This window comes from Paenibacillus sp. 1011MAR3C5, from assembly GCF_003591485.1.
Classification (GTDB): Bacteria; Bacillota; Bacilli; order Paenibacillales; family Paenibacillaceae; genus Pristimantibacillus.
Genome location: NZ_QZCF01000005.1, coordinates 41,684 through 60,532, shown reverse-complemented (window position 1 = coordinate 60,532; position 18,849 = coordinate 41,684). Strand labels below are relative to the sequence as shown.

Here is an 18,849-nt window from a genome sequence, read left to right as displayed (position 1 = left end):
CTGCCTACCGTTCTCTCACCGGCATATCGTCGTAAGGAGCCTCCAGCGTAATTCTACCCAGCTTGCCCGCTCTAAGATCGCGCAGAATGATGCCAGACGCTTTCTCCAGATCGACGCGCCCGCCTCCCATTAGACAGCCGCGCTTGCGGCCGATATCTTCCATGATGCGCACGATCTCTTCGCTGTCCTCCGGATCGGAAGGCGGCTTCACAAGCTCGTACCGCTCCTGCAGCGCAGGCCAATACCGATCAGCCAGCTCTCGCACAGCGAAAAACGCAATATCGTCCACGTTCAGGATTTGCTCCCGAATCGCCCCCGTCATAGCCAGACGGTACCCAACTAATTGATCCTCGAACTTCGGCCACAGGATGCCCGGCGTATCAAGCAATTCCATCTCTGTGCCGACCTTAATCCATTGCTGGCCTTTCGTGACGCCCGGCTTGTCGCCGGTAGCGGCAATGTTGCGACCTGCCAACCGGTTGATCAGCGTTGATTTCCCTACATTCGGAATACCGACGATTAGCCCGCGTACAGCGCGCGGATTGATGCCTTTGGCAATTTGTCTCGCAATTTTCTCATGCAAAATCTCTTTTGCCTTAGTGGGAATATCCCCCACTCGGGTTCCGGTCTGGGAATCGACGGCGACGCACTCATGACCCTCATGGGCGAAATACGCCATCCACTTCTCCGTCGTCTTCGGATCAGCCAGATCGGACTTGTTCAGCACGATCAACCTCGGCTTGTTCTGCAGGATATCGTCCACCATCGGGTTTCGGCTTGATAGCGGCACACGCGCGTCAAGCAGCTCTATGGCAATATCGATAAGTTTAAGTTTGTCTTGAATTTGCCGTTTGGCACGGGTCATATGACCCGGAAACCATTGAATGGCCATGCCTTCACCTCATGTCTAATACCGATGCTTAATAAAACTGATTTTATCGAGCGGCCAGAAGATGACATCCGCCCGTCCTACGACCTCTTTATCCTCTACAAAGCCGATCATACGGCTGTCGGTGCTATTGTCTCGATGATCGCCCATCGCGAATATTGTTCCCTCCGGCACCACCATCTCCTGCACGAGATCGTTCGGGAAATTATAGCTTGTGCCGTCGCCATTGTACAATTCACCTCTGGCATGGGCTTCTTCGATTGCTTCTTTAATATAAGTTTCCTCAACCAGCTGGTCATTAATGTATAGATTGTCGCCTTCGAGCTTAATCTTGTCGCCAGGCACCCCAATTACACGTTTAATGAATTTGCGGCCTTGTTCAGGAACGTCGAATACGACCACTTCCCCGAACTTCGGCTCGCGGAACGTATACAAAATTTTATTCACAATCAGTCGCTCGCCCGATTCAAAGTTAGGTTCCATGGACGGTCCGTCCACAATAAATGGCGAGAACAGGAACTGGCGAATGAAAAAAACAAGAACGACCGCAATGACGAGCGCCTTGATCCACTCTATAATTTCCTTATACGCTCCCCCTTTTTTGTCACCGGAGCGCTGTCTGGTGGAACGTCCCGTCATCTCGTCGGATTGACGGTTCGTATCGTTGGGTGAAGCGCCGATTGTTTCAGTCGGGCTTTTATCCTCGTTGTGATTTTGCGAATCCATCCATTTCGCCTTCTTTCCTTTAACGCTGTAGTATGTAAGGGTAGCGATAAAAAAACGAAAAGGAGCTTGTTTGCGCAAGCCCCTCTTGACGTTTGTTCTTAGCGAATCTCTTTAATTCTAGCAGCTTTACCGCGCAGATTGCGAAGGTAGTACAGCTTAGCGCGACGTACTTTACCACGGCGTGCTACTTCGATTTTGTCGATCTTAGGCGAATGGATCGGGAAAGTTCTTTCCACGCCAACACCGTAAGAAATTTTGCGCACCGTAAAAGTCTCGCTGATTCCGCCGCCGCGACGTTTAATAACAACGCCTTCGAACAGCTGAACACGCTCACGCGTTCCCTCGATAACTTTAACGTAAACCTTCAGCGTGTCACCAGGACGGAAGCTTGGAAGATCACTACGCAATTGTTCTTGAGTAATTGCTTGTACGATATTCATTGAGTTCACTCCTTCCACCATAGACGTTCATGTAAGCTCCTGGACTCCTCTGAGCCGATCTTCGCTTATAGCGGACCGTCCGACTTTACGAACAACATTAGAAATTTTACCATAGTTAGATGCACAAATCAACTGGTTTTCTCCACCTGCCTTGTTCATGTATACTATCAATGACAACATAAGAATCAGATGGAGGTGTGCCTTGTTGCCACATAAGACGGAACCTGGCCTAAAGGCGGTTCCCAGACCCGCAAAAACAATGATAAGCATGATGACAGTGGCAAGTTTGCTCCTCTCTCCACTTGCACCAGCCGAGCAGGCATGGTCGGAAGCCTTAACCGATACGAGAGGACACTGGGCTTCCTCGTACATCGAATGGGCCTTGGACGAAGGACTGGCGAAAGGCTACGAAGACGGAACCTTTCAACCTGACAGACCGGTAAGCGAAGCAGAATTTCTCGCCATGCTCCTGCGAGCATATGGATCTGCCGTTCCCGATGCCAGCACAGGCGCCCAATGGTACGACTCTTATTACCAATATGCTGAAGGCTTCGGCTGGCCCGTATCCTTCAATAATGAACGCGGAAGCTTCCGAAGAGGACAAGCGGCATTATTAATGGCAACGGCGGCAAGCGGCAAGCGCTATTCCGAGAATGAAGCCATTCAGTGGCTGCTGGATGAAGGCATATCCAAGGGCCGCACCTCAGCGACCATTAAGGGATTTGTTCCAGATGGCGGCGTAACGCGGGCAGAGGCGTTGACCTTTCTGTTCATGCTCAAAGATCACACCCGACAGCTATCGAGTACAAAGGTTCAGGAGTCTGCCGGCTTGAACGGCATTGACATCGGGGATCAGATCGAGAAGCTGACTTTAAAACTCGGCAAGCCGGATCGCATCGACCCAAGCGAATACTCGTACAGCTGGTATGTATACAACCAGAACTATGCTGAGTTTGCGATGTATGGCGTATTGGATGGAAAGATTGCTGCCGAATTCTCCATATCGAAGAAAGGCTGGCGTCTTCCAGGCGGCCTGACAACTGGTCTTACGCTCGGCGCAGCCCAGAAAGGGCTGACCGGTGTATCCGATGCGGAGAAGAAGGAAACTTATTATACTTATACAGCCAATGGAATCCAGACCACCTTGTTCATTGATTCGCAAGACGGGGACAAGATCTCAGGCATCCTGCGGCAAAATAGTTCAGTGTCCAAACAAGCGCCAAGCGCTAAAAACACTGCTTTCCGCGATGCTATGGAACGGCAATTATTCGATCTCGCTAACGCAGAGCGTGCCCTCAGAGGCATTCCTGTATTGCAATGGGACAAGCTTGCAGGCTCTGCTGCAAGAGACCATAGCGAAAACATGAGGGACAAGCAGTTTTTCAGCCACAAGAACCTGGACAATAAAACGCCGTTCGACCGGATGAAAGCCAAGGGCATATCATACCGGCTAGCCTCGGAGAACATTGCCGCAGGCTTCGATAACAGTATATTCGCACATTATACACTGCTCAATTCAACGAGCGGTCACCGTGAGACGCTGCTTAACGGAAAGCTGACTCGACTAGGTACAGGTATTGCGTTAGGCGGAAATTATCAAGTGTATTATACCCAGGACTTTTACACGCCGCTTGAGGCGGAAGAATAGCCTTACAGCAATAAGGGAATGCAGCCTCCCCCGGAAGCCGCATTCCCTTATTGTTGTTCTGCATCGTCACGCTTTGGTAAAGAAGCCAGCCACTTCTTCTCCTTCGCGGTCAATTCGGCCGTCTCCAGCAGGTCGGGACGGCGCTCCAGCGTCCGCAGAAGCGACTGCTCTCTTCGCCATGCATCAATCTTGGCATGATGCCCGGACACAAGAATATCCGGCACGCTCCATCCCCTGAATTCAGGAGGCCTTGTATAATGAGGATGCTCCAGCAATCCTGTGCTGTAGGAATCCGTCACCGCCGACGTCTCATTGCCCAGCACGCCGGGGAGCAGCCTGACGACGCTGTCGATGACCGTCATAGCCGGGATCTCGCCGCCGGTCAGCACGTAATCGCCGATGGAAAGCTCGTCCGTGACGAGATGCTCCCGAATACGCTCGTCATAGCCCTCATAATGGCCGCAGATGAGAACGAGATGCTTCTCCTTCGAAAGCTCTTCCGCCTTTTGCTGAGTGAACGTCTCGCCTTGGGGACACATCAGGATGACACGCGGCTTGATTCCCGGGTCGCTCTGAAGATCCTCTACCGCCGCAAACACCGGCTCGGGCTTAAGCACCATACCCCCGCCGCCACCGTATGGATAATCGTCTACTGTGTTATGCTTGTTATTGGCATACTGGCGGAAGTTGACCGCTTCCAGGGATACGATGCCCTTTTCCTTCGCTTTGCCCAAAATGCTTGCTCCGAAGACCCCTTCGAACATCTCCGGGAATAGCGTCAATACGTCAATTCTCACGTTGTTAGACCAACCCTTCCATCAGCCTTACGGTAACCCGCTTGTCCGTTACATTCACATCCAGTACAACCTCGTCGATGACCGGCAGCAGGAGCTGCTTGCCCTTCGATTTCGGACGCTCGACGACCCACACATCATTGGCCCCGGGGCTCAGGATCTCTGAAATAACGCCCAGCTCTTCCCCGTCTTCTGTACCAACAGCGCAGCCGATGATCTGATGGTAGTAGTATTGGCCTTCCTCCAGCTCGCCTTGCTCCGATTCTGATATTTTCAACAGCCAGCCTTTGTACTTCTCGACTTCGTTAATGTTATTGAAGCCGTCCAGCTTGAGCAGATAGACGTTTTTTTGTTCTCTGGAGCTTGTAATTTTGACCTCGCGTGAATCTCCGTTTTCCTCATTCACCATCAGCAGCTTGTTGCCTGGAGCAAACCGTTCCTCCGCAAAATCGGTCTGCGGCAATACCTTCACATCGCCCCGAATACCATGCGTATTTACGATCTTGCCTACCGTGTACCATTTTCCGTTCATGCCATCATTCCTTCTTTTCGTTGGTTATGACTATTATAACACGGCAAAGAGGGTCAGGACATTCGTCCCAACCCTGAAGATGCCAGTCCATTATGAAAGAATATCAACGATCACACGCTTGCTTGATTTGACAGAGGCGGAGGTTACGACGGTACGCATCGCTTTGGCGATACGCCCTTGCTTGCCGATTACCTTGCCTACGTCATCGGGATGAACCGATAACTCGTAAACCGTGCTGCGTTCATCATCCTTCACGCCGACCCGCACTTCGTCCGGATGATCCACCAAAGCCTTCGCTATGACAAGAATTAATTCTTTCATCACAAAGCCCTCCGCTCTTCAACCGTTACTTCTGTTGCTTAAGCTCATGGAACTTTTTCATAACACCAGCTTTGGAAAGCAGGTCGCGAACAGTGTCGGAAGCTTGCGCTCCAGTTTGAAGCCATTTCAGAGCTTTCTCTTCGTCGATCGAAACTTGAGCTGGCTGTGCAACCGGGTTGTAAGTACCAATCTCTTCAATAAAACGTCCATCACGCGGGGAACGGGAATCCGATACAACTACGCGGTAGAAAGGAGCCTTGTGAGCACCCATACGTTTCAAGCGAATACGTACTGCCATTATCATTCACCTCCTTCGAAAAATGAACTGCGGTCTATCTCACATTAAAACGGAAACTTCATATTGCGTCCGAGCATGCCCTTCAGGCCTTTCTTGCCGCCTTTGAGCCCCTTCGGACCTTTCGGTCCCATCATGGACGAGAATTGCTTCATCATCTTACGCATATCGTCGAATTGCTTGATCAGACGGTTCACTTCCACGATGGTCGTTCCGCTGCCTGTCGCGACGCGCTTGCGTCTGCTGTGGTTAAGAAGCTCGGGCTTCTGCTTCTCTTCCTTCGTCATGGAACGAACAATTGCCTCGATGCGGCCGATCTGCTTCTCATCGACCTTCAGATCCTTCATTCCGCCCTTCATCTTGTTCATGCCGGGCAGCATATCCATAATCTGATCCAGAGGTCCTAGCTTGCGGACCTGCTCCATCTGATCCAGGAAATCGTCGAACGTAAATTCGGCGGTCCGCATCTTGCGTTCCATCTCTGCCGCTTTCTCCGCGTCGATGCCCGCTTGTGCTTTCTCAATCAGGGACAGCATATCGCCCATGCCGAGAATCCGTGAAGCCATCCGCTCCGGATGGAAAGCCTCCAATGAGTCGATCTTCTCGCCCATAGCTGCGAATTTGATCGGACAGCCCGTGACAGCTTTGACGGACAGCGCTGCGCCGCCGCGCGTATCGCCGTCCAGCTTCGTCAGAACAACACCGGAGAGCTCCAACTGCTCATGGAAGCTCTGCGCTACGTTGACCGCGTCTTGACCTGTCATCGCATCGACAACGAGGAGAACCTCATCCGGCTTCACATGCTCATGAATTTGCTTCAGCTCATTCATAAGCTCTTCATCGATATGCAGTCGGCCTGCGGTATCGAATATGATGTAGTCGTTGCTGTTATCCTTCGCATGCTGGAGGCCAGCCTTCGCAATTTCGACCGGAGAGGTCTTGTCGCCAAGCGAGAATACCGGCGCGCCAATCTGCTCACCCAGCACTTGCAGCTGCTTGATCGCAGCTGGCCGATAGATGTCGCAGGCCACAAGAAGCGGCTTATGGTTGCCCTTCTGAAGCAGCTTCGCCAGCTTGCCCGACGTCGTTGTCTTACCCGCGCCCTGCAAACCGACCATCATAATAACGGTCGGAGGCTTGTTCGCCTTGGCAAGCTTCGCCTGCGTACCGCCCATTAATTCGGTTAGTTCCTTATTGACAATGTCGATAATGACCATGCCCGGAGTGAAGCTCTTCGACACGTCCAGTCCAACGGCCTTCTCCTTCACCTTGGCGATGAAGTCCTTCACGACTTTAAAGTTAACGTCGGCCTCCAGAAGCGCCAGGCGAACCTCCCGCATTGCGTCATTGACATCGGCTTCGGATACTTTGCCTTTGCCCTTCAGCTTGCTGAACACATTCTGAAGCCGATTGCTTAAGCTTTCAAATGCTGCCATGAACTCCCGCCTCCTTCTCTTGCCGTTCCTTCCGCCGCCCGAAATTGCCCGATGGCGTCGATGATCGACTGTTTATCCCATTCATTCGTCACGATGGCCTTCACATCGCGCTCCAGCTTATCGGTCATCGCCATCAGCTGCACATGTCTTGCCAGCAGGGACAGCTTCTCTTCATAGCTCTCTAGGATGCCCTCGGCGCGCTTGATGTTGTCGTAGACCGCCTGGCGGCTGATCCCGAACTCGGATGCGATCTCGCCAAGCGAGAAGTCATCGTGATAATAATAAGTAAGTATAGTACGCTGCTTATCTGTAAGCAAGCTCTCGTAGAAGTCGAACAGCAAATTGACTCTTGTCGTTCTGGCTAAGGCATCCGGCGTATGCTCCTTCATTCCGTCGCCCCCTTCTTCGTCTTGCCGCAACTGTTACCGTCAAGGAAAAACCCTTTACACTTATGCAACGACTCTTATCATACATGAAGGCGAATACCCTGTCAAGCATTTGACCTTGTCACTTGCGCAGACTTTCAAAGCAGCTTGAATAGCCCGGGCTTATGCACCCGGGCAATTCTATTCAGCGTTAATCCTCGAATAATACAAGCGCTACAAGTGCGACATCCGTGACGTCTACCTTTCCGTCTCCGTTCAGGTCATATCGTTCATCTGCTGCCGGCTTGCCCGCTTGCTTCGCAACGGCAACGAGATCCTCGATACTCACCTTTCCGTCTCCATTCACATCCTCGCGATGCTTCTTCAAAGCCACGATTACGGTTACATCGGTATCCGCAGCATACAGTAGACCGCTCTCAGGCGTGTGCACAGCCCCGACAGTCGAACCCTTCTTCAGCACGACAGAAGCTTGGCCGCTCCCCTCTTTGGCTTCAAAGAAAAGCCTCAAGATATCCGCATCCCCGTTCACTCCGCTCGGACCAGTCGCCGAGACGACTGCAAGTGCGCTTCCGTCCTCCTGGTTTATGCGGCTGTCCAGATAGGCCTCATCGCCAAAGCTGTCTCCTCGCTTGATTTCCTTCAGCTCCAGCAGGCGAGGATCGAAGCCGAAAGCCATATTGGCTCCGTACAAGCCAGCCGCCCCATCCATCTTCACACGGACCTCAAAGGTGTTGCCCGGAACAGCCATGCTCGGCGCCGTCAATCGCAGCTCGCCAGGCGCAGCATACAGTTCCTCCTCAAGCCCAACGCTCATGAGCCTTCCCTCCTGAGCGTAATAGATCCGGCCGTCATCGCCAATATCAAACAGAGCAGTCGTATTGCCGGATTCCACATGCGCAAGCGTCTCCGGGTCAACCGCAATAAGCTTGCCGAATAAATCTGTGTACATATTGCCGTCATCGGCGAATCGGATATGGATCGGACGCCACATTCCGTAGTTTTGAACGCCGCTGTATACCTGCTTGCTCTTAACGATAGCCCTCGTCTTCGGATCAATCGCAAATAATGCCCCGTCTGCTGCCGCCCATAGCAATCCTTCTTCGTCGAAGGTCAAGCCGCTAATCATGATCGGCGCTTTGGACGCACCGGGAATATCCGGCTCCCACTCCGCTACCTTCTGTTCCTTTGCCACATCCCAAATGAACATCTTGGCCTTTGTCTCAGGCGTAACGCTGTCAAGCCCCCCGCGGATCGTCGTCGAACCGTAGATCAACCCGTCACGGTAGGCGAGCCCTACGATGCTTTGCCCGGATACGATGTTGCGGTGGACGCGCAGCGTACCCTGCGGATCGGACTCCTCAAATACAGCAAGCGCTCCCCCGATTTCTCCATAAGACGGTATCGTGCCGAAGAAGGCCTTCCCGTCGCCAAAGGTATTCACATAAGGCCGGTCCTGGGACTCCTCAAGATGAAGCAGCGTAACCGGATTCCGGTTCGGCTTCGCCGCATCCGGCTGAAGCGGAAGATCCGTATCATACATATGGATGGAAGCGCCAGGATATTCGCCATAGTAGACTCGGCTGCCGCTAATGCCAATGCTCTCCGCTTGCCCCATGGTAAAGGTCGAAAACTGTTCAGATGCAGGATCGTATACCGCAGCAGTCGCAGCTGTATACCCGCTCATGAACAGCTTGCCCCCAGGCCCTTTCTCCAGCGCATGAATGGACAAGGCGCTTCCTTGAATGCCGGGCAGCCGGGTCGTTACTTTGCCCGCATCGACATCGAATAAGGCGACACTGCCGCCATAATGCACCGTAGCAAGCACAGGGTTCTTAAAGTCGGTATCGCCCTCAAGCTCTACCCAGCCTGAATTGCGAAGGCTTGAACCGTATGCTATGCCAGTTGATACCGCCTCATGCGTAGCCATATCCCATGCCATCAGCTCTTTGTTTTGCAGAAAATAGACTTTGCCGTTGTATGCAGGAGAAGCCTTCAATCCCGCTGCTCCCCAATACTCTTCCTCAAGCCAAGCGCCGCTCTTCAGATTATAGATGATATAGATTGCCTTGCCGTCTCCGCTCAAAAACGCAAATAAGTAGTCGCCTCGTACATCTAGGCCATATACAAATGGATACTGCTGAACGCCGTCGATGGGCTTCAGGGGAATAAGCGTCTTCTCTCCTGTCTCGACATTCAGCTTTACGATATCCCCGATGGAGCCAATGCCCGCATAAATAAATCCGTCTTGATAAGCAATGGAACGGACATAATCCCTGCCCTCCACCATCACGCCGTAATCTCTGAATTGTCCAGTAACCGGATTGTACTGAAACACTTTTCCTTGATCGAAGGTACCGCCATAGACATTGCCTTGCTCGTCGGAGATCAGCGACCAGATCGACTTCGCTCCCGATACGGCATTCCCCAAATGCTCGATTGTGCCCGTTTCCGGATTATAGCGATGCAGGATCGGACCGCCGTCGGATACGCCGATATAGACGCTCCCGTCAGGCGTTGTCGTATGAGCCCAGGCGCTTTTCCCTTCTGGAAGCGGAACGGCCCGCACAAGCCGGTTGGCGTCAAGATCTACCGCATTGAACATAGCTGGATTGCCTGCCGAAGTCGTGTACACCATGTCGTGACCCTTTTCCTTGCCGAACACTCCGTCGAACAAAGCGGCCTGCTGAATCGGCTGACCGATTTCGACCGGGGTCCCAAAGCTTTGCTTGGCTGCAGCGCTTGCATGTTCAGCCGGCACAGCCAGCGTAGCCGCGATTAAAGCAATAGACAGTAGCCAAACCATCGTGTAGCGCTTCATTCTCATTCCGCATCCCCCTCTACCAATAAGCGTGAAATTACGGCCAAATCCGCAAAATCGATTTCACCGTCGCCATTCAGATCCAAGCGGACATTGGAGCCATTCACAGGTCTGCCGATCGCTTGCGCTACGATAATTAAATCCGCCAAGTTTATTTTGCCGTTATCATCGACATCGCCGGCATGAGTCTTGATCGTGGTCTCCAGCGTCATGCCTGCTTGGAAGACCGTCGATTCTCCCGTTTCGTCCGCGTCTTGTTTGGCAGCGATGGCGAAGGGCTCCAGATTGATTTTTGCTGACACTGCAGCAGCAAGCGGCACAAATTGCATAATAGCAACCTCGGCATCACCCGATATGGAGCGCTCGCCCAGCTGCGACACAATCACCTTTACCTTTCCTGGAGCCAGCTCTCTCGCCTCCGCATACACCTCTTGTTCGCCATGGAACGATTCGGCGGCTTGCATGGATACAAACCGGAATTGTCCCGGATCATACGATAGAACAGCCTCAACCGCATACAAGGAGGAAGCGCTCTCGGCGAACAGCTTCACCGGGTAATCCCCGTCAACAGTCGCCGTTGCAGGACCGCTTAACGCTAGCAAGCGAGCGGCAGGAGCGGCTTCGCCAGGGAAAACGCCTTCTATCTCAAAATCATCGTAGTAAGCCCCGGAAGTCTGATAGAAGTTGGAGAGCGACGCTATCAATCGAACCGTCTTGGCGTCAGACGGAGCCTGCAGCGGCTTGGTCGACAGCTTCACCCACTTGGACTGGCCAGTATGATGGATGAGCGCATCTGTATCGGAGCCGACCTGCTGACCCGCTTCATTGTAAAACCTCATAATAAAGCTGCCGCGGTTCGGGACCGAGGAACCATTATGCATGAACGACGAGCCTTCTATATACATCCACACCGAGCCCGAATAGCTCTCTCCAGGCACAACGTCAACCGTGTGAGACCAGATGGATACGCCATCGGCGCCGTCTTTATCTGTAACTTTGAGGCTGTAGCTGCCGCTATGCGCCTTCTCGTCCGTAACTTCATAGGTGACAGAGCTTCCTTTGGGCGATATAAAGGTTGACCAGCCGGGGATCAAGCCACCGGATACAGGCTCCTCAAACCCGGGGTTGCGCAGCCCCGATGAAGCAGCCCATGCCGTCTCCACAGAGGCCCAGAGAGATAGTGCAAGCATTGCCGCCAGCACAATGGAGATTGCCCGATACCAGCTATTCCGAATCAACATGAATCATTCCTCCTTATTAGCTTCATGATCTATTTCACTACATGAGTGGAGGTGCTCCATGCTACGATCATACGCATAAGCACCACAGCAGCATCATCGCGGCCGACCTCATCATTCGGATGAAAACGATAATACTCGTCGCCCTTCATGAATCCGGAAGCGCGCATTCGGTAGACCGCACTCACCGCCCATTGCGGGATATGTTCGTCATCGGTATAGCTTTGGATAGCTGAATGGGATTCGACTCCATGACCTGGCCACATTCTATCCAGCATAACCGCAAGCTCGGCTCTGCTGATCCGCTCATCCGGACGGTAGGTCCCATCCTCATAGCCCGTAATCCACCCTTGAGAGCTAGCTGCCGCAATAAACGGCGCATACCAGCGTCCGTTCTCCACATCCTTGAATGCTGTATCGCTTCGTTGTCCCGCTTTCTCATGCGCATCCAACCCCAACGCCCTCACGAGCATGGCTGTCCATTCCGCTCTCGTCACAAGTTGCTCCACGCCGTAGGAATCGCCGCCTTTGCCACTCACCACGCCTCTTGCCCCAAGAGCGCGTATCGCTTGTGCCGCTTCATCATACGTAGAGCCAAGATCAGCAAATTCCTTCTCGTAGAGAAGAAAACCGTACTCGCCATTTTCCAGAAACGTCGTTATGGTGCGTCCCGCATGATCCCGTTCGCTCTCACGCCTATATGCCCAATCCCCGGATTCGGCATCCCATCGATAGACGCCTGCCAGGACTTCGTTCATACGTGCGGGAATTAACCATCGAACCTTCACTGAAGATGCATCCTCAAGCTGCCCAAACTGAAACCGGTAGCTTCCGACCGGCTCCACTCGGGTAATTCCATGGTGTTCAACAGGCCGAATAACTGGAACAACCGATACACTTGCATATCCCGATGAATTGAATCGCAAGCGGTCCGGTTCCAGCATGATGACAAAATGCCTGTTTTTCATTTCTATAGCCAGTCCGAGAGAGGCTGCACGATCATGAATCAATGAAGCTATGCGCAGCTCCGTGCGGTCGCGCTCATCCGCTTCGACTGTCAGCGCATACGGATACGATAGGACTGCTCCTGCTGCCTTGGCAGTCTGCTGGAGCAAGTGATAGGCCTCCAGCACAGGCATGAGCGAGGCATCGTTGAGAACGACTTGCATGACGCTTCCAACCTCTGTTCGAACAGGATGGACTGTCAGCAATCGGATCGAAATGTCCCGAACAAGCGCTGACCAGCCTTCGATATCCGACTGGATATCCGACTGTCTAAGCCTATCCGTCAGTAGCGCTACCGCTTTCAGCGCGTCAGGCTCCTTCCGAATGTCAGATGGGCTCGGGTATGTAGTCTGATCTGCAGGCACTGACGATTCGCTGCTTGGCAGCAGCCGGATAGTCAGAGGAGACCCCGCATGTACCTTGATTTCCTTCAGGTCGGGGTATACTTGACCATTCTGCTCTCTTGTCGTCCTCTCGCGGCTAACCCCTTTAACTGCTGTGAGCTTGATCTCCGTACGGACGCCTGCTTTCAAAGCGCGAAATCGAAGCTTGGCGATCGTCCCGCCGGCAGATTGTTTTGCAATGGCCGATACATGCAGGCTGCCAGACGCCGGGTTCGCCGCCTCGCTTTCAAATAAGGAATAGTCGACTCCCGTTGACTCACGAAGCATCAAAGCGCTGGCATCGTATTCCAAGATGAACTCAATTCCGTATGCATTCTCCTGCGGCTTCGCCGTTACCAGCACTTCGGTCTCAGTCCCCTTGCCTATGGCGTCCTTGGAGGCGGATAGTGATATTTCCGTTGATTCAGCTACTGCGTAAGCGGGCATATCCATGACAGAGCAACAGATGACGAAGGCGATAAGCCAATAGGATAATTTCCTCATTGTATCTCTCCATTCCGAATGCATGGCGATTTAGTTGCTTTCCTTTCATTCAAGCCGACGCTCATGTATGCGCTTACCAAATAGTCATAATCAAGCATCACCCCTGTATTCACAATTGTATTTTTGAGCACGCCAACATTGTATACAGGCTTCCTTTTCCCCGTAAATGTATCGAATTCCCTCAGCTGAGCAATTTCGATTCAGTTCCATCCGATTCCCCATCATCCCTTGACCTGTCTGGCTTCAGGGCTGAGGCATTTCGCTAAAGATATAGAAAACGCTAAAATAAGCGGAATCCGGACGAGGAGGACTGCCAGGATGGAAGGCACAAAAAAACGTCCAATGTCGGCCGGGATCGGCCGCCACTAGACGTTCTTCATTCTTCTTATATCGCTCTTGCCTAATTTGCAGCAGGCGGCTGCTGCTCCGACTCGCGGCTGATCAAGCCCGCGAACAAGGCATGTACGAACTGCTCCGAATCAAAGGTTTGAAGATCGCCCATCTTCTCGCCAAGGCCTACCAGCTTCACCGGCAAATGCAGCTCATTGCGGATTGCCACTACAATACCGCCTTTGGCTGTGCCGTCGAGCTTCGTCAGTACGAGCCCCGTAACACCGCTCTTCTCTCCGAACATCTTCGCTTGGCTAAGTGCGTTCTGGCCTGTCGTCGCATCAAGCACCAGCAGCACTTCATGAGGAGCCTCCGGCAGCTCGCGCTGAATGACACGAAAAATTTTGTTCAGCTCTTCCATCAGGTTCGTCTTATTCTGCAAGCGTCCCGCCGTGTCGCATAGCAATACGTCGACCTTGCGCTGCTTGGCCGCTTGAACGGCATCGAACATGACGGCCGCAGGATCGGCGCCCGACGATTGCTTAATGACGTCCACGCCTACGCGCTGGCCCCACACCTCTAGCTGCTCGATCGCGCCCGCGCGGAATGTATCGCCTGCTGCCATCAGCACGTTCTTGCCTTCGTTCTTAAACTTATGGGCCAGCTTGCCGATGGTTGTCGTCTTGCCGACGCCGTTCACGCCAACGAACAGGATGACCGTGATTTGCCCTGGAGGCGCCATTCGCAGCTCAGCATGGTCGTCGCCCTTCAGCAATCCAACCAGCTTCTCTGACAGCACCGGCTGCAGATCGGACGCGTCTTCGATTTTGCGCTTCTTCACTTCCGCGCGCAGATCGTCAATTAACGTCATGACCGTATTGACGCCAACATCCGCACCAATCAGAATTTCCTCAAGCTCTTCATAAAACTCTTCATCAATCTTCTTGCGGCGAGTAATCAGCTCCTCGACCTTCTCGACGAAAGCCGTGCGCGTCTTCGCCAACCCTTCCTTAAAAACATTCGTAACCGCTTCTGTCTTGGAAGCGATGCTTTCCTTCAGCTTTTTAAAAAAACTCATCCCAGCCGTTCCTCCTGACCTTTCCTAGCCTGCATGTATAGATCCATCTAAGCCGATACCGGCTCTCCCTCTTCTTCCAAACGTACCGACACCAGCTTCGATACGCCGCCTTCTTCCATCGTAACCCCGTAGAGCACATCCGCTTCCTCCATCGTTCCTTTGCGGTGGGTAACGACGATAAATTGCGTCAGCTCCGAGAATTCGCGCAAGTATTGAGCGAATCGGGATACGTTCGCTTCGTCCAGCGCAGCCTCGACTTCGTCGAGCACGCAGAACGGCACCGGCTTCACCTGCAGGATGGCGAACAACAGCGCGATCGCCGTTAGTGCCCGCTCTCCGCCGGAGAGAAGCTGAAGATTTTGCAGCTTCTTGCCCGGCGGTTGCGCCACGATGTCAATGCCGGTATCCAGAACTCGATCCGGATCGACCATGACCAGGTCAGCTCGTCCGCCACCGAACAGCTTGGAGAAGACGACACCAAAGTGTCCGCGAATGGCTTCGAATGTCGTACGGAATCGCTTCGACATCTCGTCGTCCATCTCTTTGATGACCTGATAGAGAGCTGTCTTCGCTTCAATCAGATCGTTCTTCTGCTCCGAGAGGAACTCGTAACGTTCCTTCACGCGTTCGTATTCCTCGATCGCCCCCAGATTGACCTCGCCCAGCGCGGCAATCTGCCGCTTCAGATCGCGAACCTCGTTCTGCGTGCCGAGCACATCCTCCGGCACCGGATATTGCTCCTTCGCCAGCTCGAAGCTGAGCTCATATTCCTCGCTCAGCTTGCGAAGCAGGTTGTCCAGCTCCACATCCTGCCGGTTGACGGCAATCTCCGTGCTTCTCATCTGATCCTCAACGGCGCGAAGCTGGGCACGCTGCTCCTTCGTCTCGCTTTCGCCTTGCTCCAGCTCTGCGATGCGCTGCGCTCTGGCTGCCCGCTTCAGGTCTGTCTGCTCCGCGCAATTCGCCTTCTTGATTCGCAAATGATTGAGCTGCTCAATCTGGGTAACGCTCTCCTCAGCATGTCTTGCCATCTCTTCAACCTGCTGCTCCGATAAGGCGCGCAGGCCCGCAAGCTCGCTCTTGGCGCGCTGAATATCGCTTCTCACGCGGTTAGCCTGATCCTCGAAGCTATGCTTCTCTTGATCGGTCTTGGCCACCGCGATCTTGATATCTGTCAATTGTCCCTGCAGCTCTTCCTTCGCCGACTCGCTCGCCTTGCGCCGCTCCTCGGCCATCCGGATCGCTTCCTGCAGCCTAGCCTCGTCCAGTGTCAATTGCTCCAGACGCTGCTCCGCCGCTGCCGCCATCAGTTCAATCTGCTCCCGCTCTTCCGTCTGGGAGCTTCTCTCAGAGGTCGACACTGCGTTTTGCTCCGACAGATGCTTCGCCTCGGAACCAAGCTGCTGCAGCTCAGCGCGGATGCCTTGCTCGCGAATCCGGGTCTGCTCGGCTTTCTCGCGCAGCTCCTCCATATCCTGCGAACGGATCGATTGTTCCTTACGCAGGTCGCTCAGCCGGTTCTTCAGCTCCGCCACAGTCGCTTTCGCATCCTTGATCTCCTGATCAAGCGCTTCGATCTGCCGTCCTCTTCCGAGCAAGCTTGCGCCTTTCTTCTGCAAGCTGCCGCCTGTCATTGAGCCGCCTGCATTCACGACATCGCCTTCCAGCGTTACGACGCGATAGCGGTACTGACACCTGGAAGCAATCCGGTTCGCTTGTTCCAGCGTCTCCGCGAGCAGCACATTGCCCAGCAAATTGTTTACGATTGCTTGATAACGGTCATCGCAGCTTACCAGATCAGCTGCGACACCGACAAAACCTTCCACTGCGGCAATCGTCCGCTTGTCGTTCTCCGGCACCATCCGTCCCCGGATAACATCCAGTGGGAGGAAGGTCGCCCGTCCAAGCTGACGCTGCTTCAGGAAAGCAATCGCCGCCCGAGCCGTGCGCTCATCTTCCATCACGACATGCTGAAGCGCGCCGCCAAGCGCCGTCTCCACCGCAACCTCGATGCGCTGAGGCACGCGAATGAGCTCGGCTACAGCGCCATGAACGCCTTCGATAGCGCCTGAGCCGCGCCGGGCGGACTTCAGCACTTCCTTCACGCCCTGCATAAAGCCGTCAAGCGCGTCCTGCATCTCCTTCATCGTATCTCGCCGGGAAATATGGCTGTCAAGCCGCTGCTCCCACTTGCGGATAGCCGACATCACTTCCTCCAGCTGCAAGGTGAGCGACTTGGTTGCTTCCGATTGCTCCAGCATGCGATTTCTTGTCGTGCCGAGCGTCTCCAGCGTATCGGCTAGCGACTGCTCCAGCGCACTGCGCCTCTCATCCAGCCGAGCCATCTGCTCCGTCCACTTCGATTCATCCTCGCTGAGCCGCTCCATGCGTCGCTGAAGCGTCTCTCTCTGCTGCGTTGCGTAACGGATTTCGTTGCGATGCTGCGCCATTGCGCTCAATACATCAAGCAGCTCGCTCTTCAGCTTCTCCTCCGCATCCACGACCGCGCCGCCGGCAACTCCAATCAGATTCGCTTCCTCGGCAGCCAGCTTGGCACGGAGCTCAGCAAGCTCCAGCTCAAGCGCGGCAGCTCGGCTGCGGAATTCCGCTTCTTCCTTGGCAAGCGCCACGATTCGCTCGTCCTGCGCCGCAATGGACTCCTCCAGCTGGCGCTTGTTCTGCTCCAGATTGCGTCCGCGCTCCTTCAGGACTTCGCCGTAGCCTTCGCATTTCTCCGCGTCCTCGCTAATTTGCAGCATGGAAGCATGCAAGGCGTCCAGCTCTTGCTCGATCTCGCGCAATTGAAGACGGTCTTGCTCCAGATGCGCATCATGCTTGCTGACGACTGTGGATAGCTGAAGCTGCTCCTCTTGAAGCTTCTCCAGCTTTTCCGTCGCTTGCGACCAAGCTTGATGAACCGTCTCTATATTATGTACGTACATCGAAATTTCTTTGGTTTTCAGCGTTTCCTTAAGCGCCTTGAAGTGGATCGCTTTCTCCGACTGCTTGCGCAGCGGCTCGACTTGATCCTCCAGCTCCGACACCAGGTCGTGAATCCGAAGCAGATTCTGCTCGGTCTCGTCGAGCTTCTTCTGCGCCTCGCGCTTGCGGGACTTATATTTCACAATGCCGGAAGCTTCCTCGAAGATGCCTCGGCGGTCCTCGGAGCGCGTACTCAGAATCTCTTCAATACGCCCCTGGCCGATAATGGAATAGGCTTCCTTGCCGATGCCCGTATCCATGAACAACTCCGTAATATCCTTCAGCCGGCATGGCTGCTTGTTAATCATATATTCACTATCGCCGCTCCGGTGAACCCGTCTCGTCACCGTTACCTCGTTATACTCCAGCGGCAGAGCGCCGTCCGCATTATCGAGGGTCAGCGAAACCTCGCCGTAATTGACCGCTTTGCGCGCGTCGCTGCCGGCGAATATAATATCCTCCATCTTGCCTCCGCGCAGGCTCTTGGCGCTTTGCTCGCCGAGCACCCACCGGATACCGTCGGAGATATTGCTTTTCCCTGAGCCGTTAGGCCCGACCACCGCCGTAATACCGGTTACAAATTCAAGCTCGGTCTTGTCGGCGAAGGATTTGAAACCCGCTAATTCGATCCGCTTCAAAAACATAGTTTGGCTTTCACCTCACCCACCATTGTACCACAAAATTGTTATTTGCGTTAATCATTTCGGACACTCTGCATCCGGCGCTCACAACAATTCGGAGTAACAAAAAAGAGGCTTTCCGCCTCCTCCAATATTGCTTTATCGTCCTATTCCATTGCTTATTCGCATTCAGACTCTTGCGTCAATCTGCTTACCTTCTTCTCGACTGGTTAGAAGCACGGGATAAGCTAGAAACAGCTAATAGCCATCACAATCGAGCCAGTTGAATGCACCCGTCTCCCTAATGCCTGCATCAAGCTTTTCTGAATGATTCTTTCCATCTTTGACCATTACAATCCAATTCTCGCTAACAAAAAGACCCCTTCATACCGTCATCCGGCCAAAAGAGGTCTTATCCATCCGT

At 53.6% G+C, this 18,849-nt stretch carries 15 protein-coding genes; 1 reads left to right on the top strand and 14 read right to left on the bottom strand.

Annotated elements, in window-relative coordinates; genetic code table 11:
* Nucleotides 1-4: 4 nt before the first annotated feature.
* The 3 genes from ylqF to rplS all read right to left on the bottom strand — a co-directional run bounded on the left by ylqF (nt 5) and on the right by rplS (nt 2,055).
* Nucleotides 5-892, bottom strand: a complete 888-nt coding sequence (ylqF, locus tag D3P07_RS16200) for a ribosome biogenesis GTPase YlqF (protein WP_119801293.1) — start codon at nt 890-892, stop codon at nt 5-7.
* A 15-nt stretch (nt 893-907) separates the two neighbouring features.
* Nucleotides 908-1,528: a signal peptidase I gene (gene lepB, locus D3P07_RS16195; RefSeq protein WP_259391567.1), complete on the bottom strand. Its 621-nt coding sequence runs from the start codon at nt 1,526-1,528 to the stop codon at nt 908-910.
* 185 nt (nt 1,529-1,713) lie between these two features.
* Nucleotides 1,714-2,055, bottom strand: a complete 342-nt coding sequence (gene rplS, locus D3P07_RS16190) for a 50S ribosomal protein L19 (RefSeq protein WP_119801291.1) — start codon at nt 2,053-2,055, stop codon at nt 1,714-1,716.
* 277 nt (nt 2,056-2,332) lie between these two features.
* Between rplS and D3P07_RS16185 the strand changes: the two genes are divergently transcribed.
* Nucleotides 2,333-3,703, top strand: coding sequence for an S-layer homology domain-containing protein (locus tag D3P07_RS16185; RefSeq protein ID WP_182914359.1), 1,371 nt, complete (start codon nt 2,333-2,335; stop codon nt 3,701-3,703).
* Nucleotides 3,704-3,750: 47 nt separating this feature from the next.
* Here D3P07_RS16185 and trmD read toward each other — a convergent pair whose 3' ends face one another.
* The 11 genes from trmD to smc all read right to left on the bottom strand — a co-directional run bounded on the left by trmD (nt 3,751) and on the right by smc (nt 18,449).
* Nucleotides 3,751-4,500 carry a tRNA (guanosine(37)-N1)-methyltransferase TrmD gene (gene trmD, locus D3P07_RS16180; RefSeq protein ID WP_119801289.1) on the bottom strand — a complete coding sequence of 250 codons (750 nt, stop codon included), beginning with the start codon at nt 4,498-4,500 and terminating at the stop codon, nt 3,751-3,753.
* 4 nt (nt 4,501-4,504) lie between these two features.
* On the bottom strand, nt 4,505-5,029 hold the full coding sequence (gene rimM, locus D3P07_RS16175) for a ribosome maturation factor RimM (protein WP_119801288.1): 525 nt from the start codon (nt 5,027-5,029) through the stop codon (nt 4,505-4,507).
* A 90-nt stretch (nt 5,030-5,119) separates the two neighbouring features.
* A complete protein-coding gene (locus D3P07_RS16170; RefSeq protein ID WP_119801287.1) occupies nt 5,120-5,350 on the bottom strand; it encodes a KH domain-containing protein in 231 nt (76 codons plus the stop codon).
* A gap of 25 nt (nt 5,351-5,375) precedes the next feature.
* Nucleotides 5,376-5,648: a 30S ribosomal protein S16 gene (gene rpsP / locus D3P07_RS16165; protein WP_119801286.1), complete on the bottom strand. Its 273-nt coding sequence runs from the start codon at nt 5,646-5,648 to the stop codon at nt 5,376-5,378.
* A gap of 44 nt (nt 5,649-5,692) precedes the next feature.
* Nucleotides 5,693-7,081: a signal recognition particle protein gene (ffh, locus tag D3P07_RS16160; protein ID WP_119801285.1), complete on the bottom strand. Its 1,389-nt coding sequence runs from the start codon at nt 7,079-7,081 to the stop codon at nt 5,693-5,695.
* Nucleotides 7,060-7,470 carry a putative DNA-binding protein gene (locus D3P07_RS16155; protein WP_119801630.1) on the bottom strand — a complete coding sequence of 137 codons (411 nt, stop codon included), beginning with the start codon at nt 7,468-7,470 and terminating at the stop codon, nt 7,060-7,062. The genes ffh and D3P07_RS16155 overlap by 22 nt, the downstream gene beginning before the upstream one ends.
* A gap of 187 nt (nt 7,471-7,657) precedes the next feature.
* Nucleotides 7,658-10,291, bottom strand: coding sequence for a cohesin domain-containing protein (locus tag D3P07_RS16150; protein ID WP_119801284.1), 2,634 nt, complete (start codon nt 10,289-10,291; stop codon nt 7,658-7,660).
* Nucleotides 10,288-11,526 carry a cohesin domain-containing protein gene (locus D3P07_RS16145; RefSeq protein WP_119801283.1) on the bottom strand — a complete coding sequence of 413 codons (1,239 nt, stop codon included), beginning with the start codon at nt 11,524-11,526 and terminating at the stop codon, nt 10,288-10,290. Before D3P07_RS16145 ends, D3P07_RS16150 begins: the two co-directional genes overlap by 4 nt.
* 29 nt (nt 11,527-11,555) lie before the next feature.
* The gene (locus D3P07_RS16140) at nt 11,556-13,415 is read right to left on the bottom strand and encodes an S-layer homology domain-containing protein (RefSeq protein ID WP_182914358.1); all 1,860 of its coding nucleotides are present in this window, start codon (nt 13,413-13,415) and stop codon (nt 11,556-11,558) included.
* A 400-nt stretch (nt 13,416-13,815) separates the two neighbouring features.
* Nucleotides 13,816-14,823 carry a signal recognition particle-docking protein FtsY gene (ftsY, locus tag D3P07_RS16135; protein WP_119801281.1) on the bottom strand — a complete coding sequence of 336 codons (1,008 nt, stop codon included), beginning with the start codon at nt 14,821-14,823 and terminating at the stop codon, nt 13,816-13,818.
* Between the two features lie 47 nt (nt 14,824-14,870).
* Nucleotides 14,871-18,449: a chromosome segregation protein SMC gene (gene smc, locus D3P07_RS16130; protein ID WP_119801280.1), complete on the bottom strand. Its 3,579-nt coding sequence runs from the start codon at nt 18,447-18,449 to the stop codon at nt 14,871-14,873.
* Between the last annotated feature and the right edge of the window lie 400 nt (nt 18,450-18,849).

Bases quoted from the DNA above. Each gene is read 5' to 3' on its own strand.
- ylqF (WP_119801293.1), bottom strand. From the start codon at position 892: ATGGCCATTCAATGGTTTCCGGGTCATATGACCCGTGCCAAACGGCAA.
- lepB (WP_259391567.1), bottom strand. From the start codon at position 1,528: ATGACGGGACGTTCCACCAGACAGCGCTCCGGTGACAAAAAAGGGGGA.
- rplS (WP_119801291.1), bottom strand. From the start codon at position 2,055: ATGAATATCGTACAAGCAATTACTCAAGAACAATTGCGTAGTGATCTT.
- rimM (WP_119801288.1), bottom strand. From the start codon at position 5,029: ATGAACGGAAAATGGTACACGGTAGGCAAGATCGTAAATACGCATGGT.
- D3P07_RS16170 (WP_119801287.1), bottom strand. From the start codon at position 5,350: ATGAAAGAATTAATTCTTGTCATAGCGAAGGCTTTGGTGGATCATCCG.
- rpsP (WP_119801286.1), bottom strand. From the start codon at position 5,648: ATGGCAGTACGTATTCGCTTGAAACGTATGGGTGCTCACAAGGCTCCT.
- ffh (WP_119801285.1), bottom strand. From the start codon at position 7,081: ATGGCAGCATTTGAAAGCTTAAGCAATCGGCTTCAGAATGTGTTCAGC.
- D3P07_RS16155 (WP_119801630.1), bottom strand. From the start codon at position 7,470: ATGAAGGAGCATACGCCGGATGCCTTAGCCAGAACGACAAGAGTCAAT.
- D3P07_RS16150 (WP_119801284.1), bottom strand. From the start codon at position 10,291: ATGAGAATGAAGCGCTACACGATGGTTTGGCTACTGTCTATTGCTTTA.
- D3P07_RS16145 (WP_119801283.1), bottom strand. From the start codon at position 11,526: ATGTTGATTCGGAATAGCTGGTATCGGGCAATCTCCATTGTGCTGGCG.
- D3P07_RS16140 (WP_182914358.1), bottom strand. From the start codon at position 13,415: ATGAGGAAATTATCCTATTGGCTTATCGCCTTCGTCATCTGTTGCTCT.
- ftsY (WP_119801281.1), bottom strand. From the start codon at position 14,823: ATGAGTTTTTTTAAAAAGCTGAAGGAAAGCATCGCTTCCAAGACAGAA.
- smc (WP_119801280.1), bottom strand. From the start codon at position 18,449: ATGTTTTTGAAGCGGATCGAATTAGCGGGTTTCAAATCCTTCGCCGAC.